Annotated in this window: 13 protein-coding genes and 1 pseudogene; 6 read left to right on the top strand and 8 right to left on the bottom strand. The window is 67.1% G+C overall.

Annotated elements, in window-relative coordinates; genetic code table 11:
• From AB0J09_RS39220 to AB0J09_RS39205, 4 genes are all read right to left on the bottom strand, one after another.
• On the bottom strand, positions 1–788 hold a 788-nt coding region (locus AB0J09_RS39220), incomplete at its 3' end, for an acyl-CoA desaturase (protein ID WP_360702510.1).
• Positions 789–807: 19 nt separating this feature from the next.
• Positions 808–1119, bottom strand: coding sequence for a UBP-type zinc finger domain-containing protein (locus AB0J09_RS39215; protein ID WP_360702507.1), 312 nt, complete (start codon positions 1117–1119; stop codon positions 808–810).
• Between the two features lie 371 nt (positions 1120–1490).
• A complete protein-coding gene (locus AB0J09_RS39210; RefSeq protein WP_360702505.1) occupies positions 1491–2441 on the bottom strand; it encodes a pyridoxal-phosphate dependent enzyme in 951 nt (316 codons plus the stop codon).
• Positions 2432–2590 (bottom strand): hypothetical protein, encoded by a 159-nt coding sequence (locus AB0J09_RS39205; protein WP_360702513.1) that lies wholly within the window; start codon positions 2588–2590, stop codon positions 2432–2434. The genes AB0J09_RS39210 and AB0J09_RS39205 overlap by 10 nt, the downstream gene beginning before the upstream one ends.
• A 991-nt stretch (positions 2591–3581) precedes the next feature.
• Here AB0J09_RS39205 and AB0J09_RS39200 point away from each other — a divergent pair.
• Positions 3582–3875: a hypothetical protein gene (locus AB0J09_RS39200; protein WP_360702502.1), complete on the top strand. Its 294-nt coding sequence runs from the start codon at positions 3582–3584 to the stop codon at positions 3873–3875.
• 779 nt (positions 3876–4654) lie between these two features.
• Positions 4655–4999 carry an STAS domain-containing protein gene (locus tag AB0J09_RS39195; RefSeq protein ID WP_360702499.1) on the top strand — a complete coding sequence of 115 codons (345 nt, stop codon included), beginning with the start codon at positions 4655–4657 and terminating at the stop codon, positions 4997–4999.
• A 680-nt stretch (positions 5000–5679) separates the two neighbouring features.
• On the opposite strand, the gene AB0J09_RS39190 is transcribed toward AB0J09_RS39195, so the two are convergent.
• Both AB0J09_RS39190 and AB0J09_RS39185 read right to left on the bottom strand, forming a co-directional pair.
• Positions 5680–6375, bottom strand: coding sequence for a PP2C family protein-serine/threonine phosphatase (locus tag AB0J09_RS39190; protein ID WP_360702496.1), 696 nt, complete (start codon positions 6373–6375; stop codon positions 5680–5682).
• Positions 6376–6879: 504 nt separating this feature from the next.
• Positions 6880–7143, bottom strand: a complete 264-nt coding sequence (locus tag AB0J09_RS39185) for a hypothetical protein (protein ID WP_360702493.1) — start codon at positions 7141–7143, stop codon at positions 6880–6882.
• Positions 7144–7281: 138 nt separating this feature from the next.
• On the opposite strand from AB0J09_RS39185, the pseudogene AB0J09_RS39180 reads away from it, so the two are divergent.
• Positions 7282–8786 (top strand): annotated as a pseudogene (locus tag AB0J09_RS39180) (ISL3 family transposase).
• 112 nt (positions 8787–8898) lie between these two features.
• On the opposite strand, the gene AB0J09_RS39175 reads toward AB0J09_RS39180, so the two are convergent.
• Both AB0J09_RS39175 and AB0J09_RS39170 read right to left on the bottom strand, forming a co-directional pair.
• The gene (locus AB0J09_RS39175) at positions 8899–10170 is read right to left on the bottom strand and encodes an aspartyl protease family protein (RefSeq protein WP_360702490.1); all 1272 of its coding nucleotides are present in this window, start codon (positions 10168–10170) and stop codon (positions 8899–8901) included.
• A gap of 168 nt (positions 10171–10338) precedes the next feature.
• The gene (locus AB0J09_RS39170) at positions 10339–10536 is read right to left on the bottom strand and encodes a hypothetical protein (RefSeq protein WP_360702487.1); all 198 of its coding nucleotides are present in this window, start codon (positions 10534–10536) and stop codon (positions 10339–10341) included.
• Between the two features lie 251 nt (positions 10537–10787).
• Here AB0J09_RS39170 and AB0J09_RS39165 point away from each other — a divergent pair, with 251 nt between their 5' ends.
• The 3 genes from AB0J09_RS39165 to AB0J09_RS39155 all read left to right on the top strand — a co-directional run.
• Complete coding sequence (locus AB0J09_RS39165) at positions 10788–10925, top strand: hypothetical protein (protein ID WP_360702485.1); 138 nt, start codon at positions 10788–10790, stop codon at positions 10923–10925.
• Between the two features lie 9 nt (positions 10926–10934).
• On the top strand, positions 10935–11315 hold the full coding sequence (locus AB0J09_RS39160) for a D-alanyl-D-alanine carboxypeptidase family protein (protein ID WP_360702482.1): 381 nt from the start codon (positions 10935–10937) through the stop codon (positions 11313–11315).
• On the top strand, positions 11312–11819 hold a 508-nt coding region (locus AB0J09_RS39155), incomplete at its 3' end, for an ABC transporter ATP-binding protein (protein ID WP_360702479.1). The genes AB0J09_RS39160 and AB0J09_RS39155, both read left to right, overlap by 4 nt.

Raw genomic sequence — 11819 nt, 5'->3', positions numbered from 1 at the left:
AGCAGGGCCAGCGGCCACAGGTTGGTGGAGCGGTCGTGGCGGCGGGTCTTGAAGGGTCTGCTGCCGATGACGTGGCACAGGGAGTTGACGCTCCAGGTGACGTGCTGCAGCAGCGCGATGCGGATCAGTCCCGCCCACAGGAAGGCGGTCAGGGCGCCGTGCAGGGTGCCGGTGATCGCCCAGCCGGCCAGGAACGGCAGCGTCAGCGACAGCGCGCACAGGGCGGGGAAGGCGCGTGCCACCCGGGTCATGGCCGGATCGGCCAGCAGGTCGGGGGCGTAGCGTTCGGCCGGCGTTTGATCGTCGGTGAACAGCCAGCCCAGGTGGGCGTGGGCAAGCCCCCGCAGCTGCCCGCGCAGGCTGCTGCCGTACCGGTAGGGAGAGTGCGGGTCGCCGGGCTGGTCGGTGAAGGCGTGGTGGCGGCGGTGGACGGCGACCCAGTCGATGAGGTTGCCCTGGAAGCCCATCGATCCGGCGATCGCCAGGATCACGCGCAGCCATGGCCGTGCGGTGAAGGAGGCATGGGTGAGCAGCCGATGGAAGCCGACCGTCACCCCCAGCCCGGTCACCACGTAGAAGACGGCGGCCAGCAGCAGATCGGTGAGCGCGACTCCTTGCCCCCACGCCAGGAAGACCGCGGCGCCGAGCGCGATGAACGGCAGCACGACGATCGCGGCCGTCAGCCCCATCTGGGCTCGGCCGGCCGGAGGGTGCTCCTCCGCCCCGGGGAACGGCGATGCGCCGTCGTAGTACTGCCGATCTTTCACAGGCTGTTCAGAAATGCTCATGAAGGCTCTTTCGTCTCGTCTATACGGTCCGCCGGTGCACATAGCACCAGCGCCAGGTCGACCGAGCTTCCAGGGCGGCGACCACCGGATGATCGGTTTCCCGGTAGTGAGCTTTGGCGTGGCCGCCCTGCGAATCGTCGGAACAGGCGACCCACCCGCAGGTCAGGCACACCAGCAGGCGCGTCCAGGTCTGGCCGAGGGCCAGACATTCCTTGCATTCGGGTACTCCGTACTCCGCAGTCGGGAGTTGGTTGATGTGATCGCAGCGCGGGGCCTGACCGTTCAGGCCGGCGCGGGCGGTGGCGTTCGTTCCTTGTGCATCCAGGGTCATGACGACCCCCTCACGGTGACAGCGACGCAAGCTGCGCCGACTGGTCACCCACCAGTCAAGGTGCTCAGCCAGCCGCCGGAAACACGCAATCCCAGCTAGCCTCATCACCTGGGGCGATAGCGAGCCTGCCGGCGCGTCGCGACGCGCCGGATCCGGCTGGATCCCACGTCTCGACAGACCTCCGCCAAGCGGTGGACCAGGATCCCGGTGCACTTCGTGGACTCTTTCGGGTTCTCGCGGTGAGTGTGTGCCGATCAGCTGGTGGCCGTTGTCCGCAGATCGTGGTCCCATTTCCGCATCGCAACGTGAGTCACCGCCGCTGTCGCCCCCGCCCATGACCATGGAACGCGGTGAGCCGGCTAGCGCGGCACTCAGCCGAGAATGATTCCGTAGTCGCCCCTTCGCAGTGCGTCCAGCGCTTCCTTGCAGTGCTCGGGACCTCTCGTTTCGAGTTGCAGCTGCACCTCGACCTCGTCCGCGTCCAGCCTCGATCCGAACCGTTCGTGCACGATGTCCAGCACGTTCACCCGGAGGGCGGCAAGATCTGCCAGCAACCATGCCCCCGGACGGTCTGGCAGCCGCACTCGCAAGGCCAGGTAGCGCCCCGCGGCCGCCAGGCCGTGGCGAAGCACCCGGGCCAGCAGCATGGGGTCGATATTGCCACCGGACAGCACCGCGACCACCGGCGGTTCGAACGCCTGCGGATGGGCCGCCAGCGCGGCGACACCTACGGCGCCGGCCGGCTCGACGACCTGCTTGGCACGTTCGAGACACAGCACGAGCGCTCGGGAGATTTCATCCTCGCTCACCGTGACCACCCTGTCGAGCAGGTAGTGGATCAACTCGAAGGGCTGCCCTCCAGGGCATCCCACGGCGATGCCGTCGGCCATCGTCGCAAGAGGCTCGACCATCACCGGATGTCCCACGGCCAGAGAGGCGGGGTAGGCCGCGGCCCGCTCGGCCTGCACCCCCACTATCCTGACTCCAGGCCGCAGCGTCTTGGCCGCCAGTGCGAGCCCGGCCGCCAGACCTCCACCACCTATCGGAACCACGATCGTGCCGGTGACCGGCAACTGTTCCAGGATCTCCAGCCCGATCGTGCCCTGCCTCGCGATCACGTCCGGATGGTCGAAGGGATGGATGATCACCGCGCCGGTCTGCTGCGCGTGCTCCCTCGCCGCGGCAAGCGCCTCGTCCACGGTACGCCCAGCGAAGATCACCTCAGCGCCGTAACCGCGGGTGGCCTCCACCTTGGGCAACGCCGCACCTTCAGGCATGTACACCGTCGCCTTGGCTCCGACCAACCGCGCGCTCAGCGCCACCCCCTGAGCGTGATTGCCGGCACTGGCCGCGACCACCCCCCTTCCCGCTCCTCCTCGGCCAGTCGCGCGATCCTGACATAGGCCCCGCGAACCTTGAACGAGCCGGACCTCTGCAGGTTCTCGCACTTGAGATGGACCGGCCCACCCACGACGTCCGAAAGCACCCGCGACTCGACCACGGGCGTACGGACCACCACGTCGGCGAGAAGTTCTCACGCGGCGACGACATCGTCGTAGGTCACCTGAGGAGGGCTCATCGCAAGAGTCTCCCACTCCGGCCACCCAGCGGGCCGAAGGACGTCGCCGGGTCGAGCGGCGATCGGCCGCGACGATGAGCCTTGCTCGGATTGCCCATAACCCTCCGCCCGTTGAGGACATTGACTGGAGAGCATCCGGCTACCCGCCCTGGCGGGTGTGTCGATATGTCGGGGGCCACGTGGCTGTTCCCAGCACCCTCAGCCACGTGCCTCCGGACCCAGAGGACTCCCATGGCAGCCGATCGGGCATCACCCGAACGCTACGTCTCCCCCGGTCAACGCGGGCAAAGTAGACGTTTCTCTTCCCAACGTCAGGATGTCGGCCGGACAGGACGCACCCCGCTACTCCAGGACTTGCTCGTCCACTCGCCGTGTTCTACGTCGCGTTGATCATCATCGGCCTTACCGGCGCGCTCATCACGGCGGTCGCGTGGGTGTACGCCTCATTGGCGTGGCGCTAACCGTTCGAACCACCAGTCGCCTGGCCTTCCTTCGGTCGGCGCCTTCCGCCGGATGCCGGTCCGCCTTCGCGCCGAGGGTCCAGCCGATCTGTTGATGATCACGGACAGTCTTCCGCGCCTGAAACGGAGCCCAAGACCGCGAAGTCCTCAGCTGATGGACAAGTGCGGGCGACCTTCATCTCAGTGGCTCCGGCGGGATCGGGTGAGCTCTCCCAGGAGGGCCACCAGATCGCCTTGACCTGCCGGATCGCCACTTTTGAAGCCCACCGTACCGCAAAATCGTCCGGACATTTCGCCGAAATGAACCCTCCCACCATCTTACGCTGGCAGCAGAATTCGCTAATTTGTACGAAATTTCCTTGCTATTTATTTCTTATGGGTATTGAATAACGAATGCAGGCCAAGGAAAAGGGGAGGCTCTTATGAGCTTCGTACAGATTCTGGAATTCGACACCAAACGCGCCGCGGAAGTCGAGTCGCTCATGAACGAGTGGCGAACGCAGACCGAGGGCACGCGCTATGTAAGACGCGAGGTCGTGGCGAAGCTCCACGATCGCCCCGATCACTACGTGGCCATCGTGGAGTTCTCCTCCTACGAGGAGGCCCAGCGTAACAACAAGCTGCCGGCGACCGATCGGTTCAACGCGCACATGGCTAAACTGTGCGAGGGCCCGATCGAGTTCTCGAACTACGATGTGATTCGTGATAAGAGCTGATCGCCCCTGAACATCGCGAAAAGCTCAACCTGCGCCGTGGCGTGCGAGAAGATTCTCGCGTCATGGCGCGGGATATTTTTATTTCAGCTGAGTTCTCGATGCCGGCGCCCGTCACCCGCACCAGCGTGGCCTGGGTGGGCGTTTTGGGCCACCGCGTTCGTGTCCATCGCCTTCATCGTGTTCAGGCTGCAGAACACCACCGCCACGCAGGTGTACTTCCTCGGCCTGCACGGCACGCTGCCGCTGGCGGTCGCGATGCTTGATCGCCATGGTCAGCGGAATCCTCATCCTGCTGCTCGGCACCGCCCGTATCACCCGGCTTCGCCGCCCAAGATCCCGTCCGAGCCGCCGCCAGAACCGCTGACCGACGAGCACTCCCCCAGCGTCCGGATCCGGCCACCGCGGAGGTCGATCATTCAACGCCATTCACCGTGCCGTCCTTGAGCTCCGAGTGTTGTCCGATCCCGTCGCGCCCACCACAGGCCGGGCTCTGCCCCAGGTGCCGGCTGCGGTCAACAGGAGAGCGGCCCCTTCCCACGACACGCCACGAGCGGTGGAGGCGTCTGAACCGTCTGATCACCCCGGCAGCGTCAGGCCGGTGAGCACGGATGCTGATAAGCCTGGCGCAGATTGCTGCTTTCCACCTGGTCGAGCCCACTAGACGATCAGGTCATCGCCGCCTGACTGCTCCGCTCACGCCAACCCCGGCGCGACGTGCTCATGACCGCCTCACACCCGCGGCCACTTCAGCCCGCACTCCCCCGCCCACAGGAGCCAGCATGAACACTGCGGACGCGGTCGGCGCTCTCACACCTGACGCCGTAGCCGACCGGCTCCCGCGCATCATGCCAATCGTCGATCTCGCGGGCCTGCAGATCGAGGGCGAGCTCGACCGCGCCGCCCTGCCCGCCCTGACCCGGGCCCTGGCCTCGATGGCGGGCCGTGGCAGCTTCTCCGTCGATCTCAGCGGCCTGGTGTTCTGCGACGTCGGCGGGCTGCGCGCCCTGGTCACCGCCGCCGGTCTGCGCTGCGGCCACGTTCTGACGTTGCGCTCGCCCCCTCCGCAGGTGCGACGCCTGCTCGAGCTCACCGGCTGGCACCAGACGGCAGGTCTTCGCCTGTAGGCGTCGTCGCACGCACTGCCTGACTCAGCTCAACCGCCTTGATCAAATGGATCATTAGGTCCCGTGTCGAGCGGTGTGTTGCAGGCTTGATCGGTGCTGGAAATCGGGAAGCTGTCCGGGGCCGACAGCACGATAAACCCCGCGAGAACATCTGCTGACCGTCGAGCCACCCACCACGATAAGCGCGCAAGCTAGGAGTCGGGGGGCTGAGAAGGCATCCGCGCAAGAGCGTCTTGTGCCAGCGTCGGCCAGTGGTCGAAGATCGGTGGATCTGAAGAGGCGAGGTCTCCTGTCAATGTGCGGTCGGCCCGGGGCCAACGCCAAGTTCACCGCGGTCTTCGGACGAGGCCTTCGCCGCGGCGGGCATCACGGTGCTGAAGACGCCGCCACGGACACGAGGGCGACCCTGCTACGCCGAACGGTGGATCCGCACGGTGCGCGCCGAGTGCACCGACCGCATACTGATCGACGGAGAACGCCGCCGAGTACTCGGCGGAGCGATCAAGGATCGCTACCGAGCAGCATGGCCCTGGCGGAGAAACCCCAGCTCAGCCCGTACACGCGAATTTGCCGCACTACAGGCGTTGCCGGACCTGCGACACCTCTGCTTCAGGCCCGCGACCGCATCAGCAGATGTGGCGTCACTGTCAAAGGAGTGATCGGGAACGCGTTCAGAACGGTCAGAGGTCGATTTCGGCGAGGTGGTCTGCGGTTCCGCCGCACCATTCGACCAGGAAGAGGCTCGCGTCATCACTTGTCATCCCCTTCCTCTCGCGCATCAGTGCGTGAGAGAGGCTTCGTGCCATCTGCTGCACGCTTTTCGTCATGGGCCCGACGTGCTCGATGGAGTTGATCAGACGTTCTTCGCCGAACTGCTCACCGCCGGTCTCGTGCTCTTCGATGAGACCATCGGTGTAGAACAGCACCCGATCGTGACGCACGAGCTGGCGTGTGTTGATCTGCGGGGCGGCACCGCCAAAGCCGACCGGTAGAGTGCCCGCACCCTCCAACGCCTCGATGACGCGGTTGCCGCGGATCAGCAACGGCGCCGGGTGCCCTGCGTTGACCCATTCCAAGTAACCCGACGCGATATCCAGACGCGCCATCTGTGCCGTGACGAACTGGTCGGGGCCGAACTGTTCGTCGATAGCGGTATCCATGAATTCATACAATTCGGCAAGCCCGACGTTGGCCAGGCCGGTGAGGGTGGCACGCGGGAACGCGAGGCCGGGTGAGAGCAGCACCAGGGGGAACCTGCCGTGCGCTGGGCGTGCGCCGGTATGCGCCCATGTGGGGGCGCTGCTGAGCTTGTCGGGTGGGATGTCGGCGTCCGGAGCCTTCGCCTGCAGAAACAGCCGCGCCTCCTCGGTGGTCATGTAGGGTGCCGGTCCACCGGTGCTGGGCCGGGCGGGATAGTACATCGACACCATCAGCTGCCGCGGGCCCGCCGACGGCACCCAGGGATCTGGGCGGCGGACGTCGACGAGGTGCAGCGTGGTGCGGCCGACCGCGTGCGAGCCTGTCGGCCGAGGTAGTACTGGGGTCTGGGAGGAGTAGGAGGCCAACGCGGATGAGTGCGAGGCCGTGGACGGAGCGGCGTGGGCCGCTGCGACTATCTGGGCGGGCGAAGCGGCGCACGCCGTCGCGGTGGTGAAGCCCAGCAAGATGGCGACCAGCCGTGGCAGCCGGCCGCACAGGCCCGTCACGGCGTGGCCGAGAGGCCGAGTCATATCGGTGTTTCCGGGTTTCATCAGATTCCTAGAACTGTTCGCGAGCAGGATGAGGGCGTGCGTCGTTGGCGGCACCGGGTCGAGCCGGTGCCACTGAACGAGCGCGGGAGGGTGCGCCAAAGCCTGCCGATGCGGCGGCGCGGCGTTGAGTCAGCCGATCCGGCGGCGCAGCAGCCAGACGGTGGCGATGCCCAGCAGCAGGATGAGCAGGCCCATCCAGCCGGCCTCGATGAACTGGAACGGCCAGAACCGGCCGGCGGGATGGTAGCTCGCGACGACGGTGTAGTGCTGGGCCCGGAGCCAGTTGCCGAAGGTGACTGCGGGAAGCCCGTCGCCGGACGAGGAGAGCAACGTCCATTTCGAGTGCAGGCTTTCGCTCTGGGCGTCGCTGAGCAGGTGGCCGGCGGGGTCCACGTACGCGGTGGCGACCGCCCAGTCACGCGGGCCGATCGGGTGTGTCCAGGCTAACGGCTCTGGCCCGTAATCGGTGGTGGCGCTGCGTGATCCCTGCCAGGCTGGGCCGTGCTGAAGATCGGCGATCTTACGAGTGTGGTGTTTGCGGGACTGTCTGCCCTGGTCATTGAGGGATTAGAGGACGAGGATGACCTCATTCGGGTTATGGCCCGTACTCGCGACGAGCCGGCGCCGTGCCCGGTGTGTGGGGTGCTGACCGGCCGGATGCACGGCTACGCCAGCCGGACGGTCACGGATGTCCCGGTCGACGGGCGGCGGGTGGTGGTTTCGCTACGAGTACGGCGTCTGGTCTGCCCGGCGTGGGGATGCCCTCGGCAGACTTTCCGTGAGCAGGTTCCGGGGCTGCTCGAGCGTTACCAGCGTCGAACGAGCAGGCTCACCGGCCAATTGGGCGCAGTGGTCAAAGAGCTGGCGGGCCGGGCGGGGGCTCGGCTCTCGGTGGTCCTGGCCTTCGCAGTCTCGAGGTCCACGGCTCTGCGACTACTCATGCGGCTGCCGCTGCCACCGCTGCGGATCCCGCGCGTGCTGGGTGTCGATGACTTCGCGCTCAAGCGCCGCCACCGTTACGCCACCATCCTCACCGACGCCGAGACCGGCGAGCGGATCGACGTGCTGCCCGGCCGCGGTGCCGACGTCCTGGAGACATGGCTGCGATCCCACCCCGGGGTCGAGATCGTCTGCCGCGACGGGTCGGGCGCCTACGGCGAGGCGATTCGACGCACTTTGCCGGATGCGGTGCGGTCGGGGACCGGTGGCACCTGTGGGGGAACCTCTGCGACAAGACCCTCGCTGAGGTTCGTTCCCACAGCGCCTGCTGGGCCATGGTCAACCCGGCCCGGCCCGCCGGCGTCCGTGAACAGACCACCCGCGAGCGCTGGCAGCAGATCCATGACCTGCTGGACAAGGGCGTCGGCCTCCTGGAATGCGCCCGCCGCCTGAACCTGTCCCTCAACACCGTCAAGCGCTATGCCCGCACCCGCGAACCCGAGGCCTTACGCCGCGCTCCGCGCTACCGGCCCACCCTCGTTGATCCTTACCGCGATCACCTGCGAGAGCGGCGCGCCACCGACCCCGCTGTGCCAGTCCAGCAGTTGTTTCGTGAGATAAGAGAACTCGGCTACACCGGTAGCCTCAATCTGCTCTACCGCTACATCACCCAAGGTCGAGCCGAAGGGGAACGGCCCGTCATCACCCCGCGTCGCCTGGCACGCCTCCTGCTCACCCATCCCGACCGGCTACGCGAAAGCAACACCCAACTGGTGCAGGAACTCACCGCAGCCTGCCCCGAACTGACCGCCCTCGCCCGCCATGTCCGCGACTTCGCCGCACTGCTCACCCCCGCCGACGGCAACGACGCCAAGCTCACCGCCTGGATCACCACCCTCCGAGCCACTGACCTGCCCCACCTGCACGGCTTCGCCAACGGCCTCGAACTCGACCGCGGCGCGGTGAACGCCGCCCTCACCCTTCCGCACCACAACGGCCGGACCGAAGGCGTCAACACCCGCACGAAAAGAATCATGCGGCAGATGCACGGCCGTGCCGGCTTCGACCTTCTGCGCCACCGCATCCTGCTGCAGTGAAGATCACTTAACGCCACCACCGATTACGGGCCAGAGCCGTTGTTCTTACACTCCCGGGAGCCTGATCCCGACGGCGCCGGCAGCTCTCATGACGCCCGTGCAGTCGCGGTGATCAGGTGGCCTTGCCGCGGGCGATGTAGAGGTTCATGTCGGTGAAGTCGACGGTGATGTTGTAGGGCTTCCAGAAGCAGTGGGAAAACCAGCCCATCGAGTCGAACCCTGTCCCATAGGGCCAGGGCACGTTGACCGGCTGGTTTGGGTTCGTGTAGCAGTAGACCTCCTTGGCGACGGCGTTGCCGAGGCGGATCTCCTTCGGGTAGCAGGGGTAGACGACGGCCGGGTGGCTTTGGGCAAAAGTCCCGATCTGGCGGTCGTAGTCGGTGCGGATCCCCAACTGCTCGGCCGTTCCCCCGCGCACGCCCGCGGCGATCTCGCCGACTCCGCCGAAGTTCACGCCCACCACCCCTGTGCCGGAGCCGGCGACGCCGGCGAAGCTGCCCGTGCTGTGCAGGTACTGCTCACGCGCCAGCCACAGCGGCAGGGGCTTGGCGCCCGCCCGTGTGGCGGCGGCGCGTGCCTTCCTGGCCGTTTCGGGGGTGCGGCGGCGCAGGATCAGCTGCCGTCCCGCGTAGTCGAAGGTGGTCAGCAAGTGGTAGAAGACCCACGTGCCGATCAGGCCGTCGCTGTCGGTGTCGACATCTTCGCCCGACTCCGTCGACGACCAGCCCATGGGGACGTTGCGCAGTTCGATGCCGCCCAGCTTGAAGGAGTCCAGCACCCCGTAATGCATCCATATGGGGGTGCCCTCGGAATCGGTCTTCTGACTGGCGACGGGGCTCAGCCCGGCCTCCTTGGCTACCGACGCGCGCATGCTCAGATTCGGGGCGCCGGTGTAGAACGTGAAGCGCTTCGTCGGTCCGCCGTTGACCGAGGCCTCTACCAGCGGCCTCGGGTCCATCTGCTGGAATGGCAACCGCGCGATGTCGCCGTGGACCTGATACGCCTCGCCGCGGACTGCCGCGAACCACTTGGCGTAGCTGTCCTCGCCGGCCGCTTTCCAGTGTGGTGCGGACAGGGAGAATTTGTCCTGCCGGATGTAGCAGTCGCCCAGGAGCGCGTTGGTTTCCTTGTCCTCGGGCGCCAGCTGGATGGCCATCTTGAAGTACTTTTCGGCGTCGGGGAACTTGTTGGCCAGGAGCGCTACATAGCCGCGCTGGCGGGCCGCGTGCAGGTTCTTGGGATCTTTTTTCAGGATCTCCTCGTAGGCGCGACCGGCCTGCTCGAACTTCCCGGCCTTGAACAGCGCGTCGGCGTCACCGCTGCCGGCTTGCGCCGTGGCCGCCTCGCCCAGCAGCGGCGCGGTCGCGGCGGCACCGGCCAGCACGGCGGCGCCCCGCAACAGCGAACGCCGGTCCCATTTTCCGTTATTAGCCACGCCTTCTCCTTTTCATGATCACTTTCGTCGCAACGTTCTGTCCCAGCGGACGGTCACAGCAGCTCCGGCCGGCTCAGCTCGCCCTGCTTGATGAGGGCGACGCCGCAGTTTCCGGGGCTACCCGGGCCGAACAGCATCGACCCGATGCGGGTGGCCCGGATCGGTGGCCTCGCGCCGGGCCAGGGCCACCTGGATGGTCGGCCCGTCCGGCTTCGACCAGCCGACCGGTGCGGTCACCGTGCCGCAGTCCACCTCCGGCTTGCCCGGACACCGCTTCCAGTCCACGGTGGACGGTTCGGGTCCAGGTCGGCTCAAGGCCCTCCTGCACGGCTGGGTCATCCTCGATCAACAACCTCGCGACATGCCGCCGAGTTTCACAGCACGCCCCCGTAACTCGTCCATAACTCGCCCGCCGGTCAACCCCATCCACTGTCGACCGGCCGTGTCCCCGCCTCGTCCGCCCCGTGTCATGGTTGTGTCACGGTCGCGCCGGCGGTGGCCGCCGTCGAGAAACGGTGACATTCGGCGGACAACGCGTGCACATTCGGCGTCAATCGTGGTTCGTCATGGACGAACCACGCACCCTCCCACCTCGGCCCCGTGACCGGCTGTACGCCGCGGTCACGCTGGTGCTCGCCGTGCTCCTGCTGCCTGTGGCGCTCGCCCGCCATCCCAGCCGCGCCCGCGAACTGGCCTGCCGCTGAGCGTTACGGATGCGATTCCCCGCCGAGGACCTCATCGGGCTCACCGACGGCGCCAAAGCGGCGTTCACCACGGTCCGCACCGAGGCGTTCTGGCGTCACGGCCAGCTCATCGGCCTCACCTCGGGATACCGCGATCCCCTTGTCCAACTACGGATGTTCGAGGAGGAGGTGCGCCGCTGCGGCGCCCCGGCCTTGGCACGCATGCTCGTGCTACCACCGGCGGAATCCAACCACGTCAAGGGCATCGCGCTGGACGTGCGCCCCCACGAAGGCGCGCGCTGGCTCGAGGAACACGGCGCCCGCTACGACCTCTACCGCATCTACGACAACGAAGTGACCAGCACGCTCGGCATATCCCAGCCCCGTCAACCGAAAGCCTCTATGCCATGACGACCACCACCCAGCAGGCCACTCAGGAAACCCTGGCCGCCAGCGCGCGGGACCTGACCAAGACCTACGGCCAAGGCGATGCCCAGGTGCATGCCCTGCGCGGCATCGACCTCGACCTCCCACGAGGGAGGTTCACCGCGATCATGGGGCCGAGCGGATCGGGCAAGTCCACGCTGATGCACTGCCTGGCCGGACTCGACCAGGCCAGCGGCGGCACCGTCACCGTGGCCGGCACCGACCTCGGATCACTCGACGACGACGCGCTCACGATCTTCCGCCGCGAGCACATCGGCTTCGTGTTCCAGTCGTTCAACCTGCTGCCGATGCTCACCGCGCTTCAGAACATCGTGCTCCCGCTCGAGCTGGGCGGTCGCCGGATCGACCACGCGGCACGGCAGCGCGCGCACACGCTCGCCGATACCCTCGGCGTGGCCGACAGGCTCGGCCACCGGCCCGCAGAGCTGTCCGGCGGCCAGCAGCAGCGGGTCGCGATCGCCCGGGCCC

This window comes from Nonomuraea sp. NPDC049784, assembly GCF_040659615.1.
GTDB lineage: Bacteria > Actinomycetota > Actinomycetes > Streptosporangiales > Streptosporangiaceae > Nonomuraea.
Note: the sequence above shows the minus strand (reverse complement) of the source record. Positions and strands in the feature narration are given on the sequence as shown.

Bases quoted from the DNA above. Each gene is read 5' to 3' on its own strand.
- AB0J09_RS39165 (WP_360702485.1), top strand. From the start codon at position 10,788: ATGGACGAACCACGCACCCTCCCACCTCGGCCCCGTGACCGGCTGTAC.
- AB0J09_RS39160 (WP_360702482.1), top strand. From the start codon at position 10,935: ATGCGATTCCCCGCCGAGGACCTCATCGGGCTCACCGACGGCGCCAAA.
- AB0J09_RS39200 (WP_360702502.1), top strand. From the start codon at position 3,582: ATGAGCTTCGTACAGATTCTGGAATTCGACACCAAACGCGCCGCGGAA.
- AB0J09_RS39190 (WP_360702496.1), bottom strand. From the start codon at position 6,375: ATGACCACCGAGGAGGCGCGGCTGTTTCTGCAGGCGAAGGCTCCGGAC.
- AB0J09_RS39215 (WP_360702507.1), bottom strand. From the start codon at position 1,119: ATGACCCTGGATGCACAAGGAACGAACGCCACCGCCCGCGCCGGCCTG.
- AB0J09_RS39195 (WP_360702499.1), top strand. From the start codon at position 4,655: ATGAACACTGCGGACGCGGTCGGCGCTCTCACACCTGACGCCGTAGCC.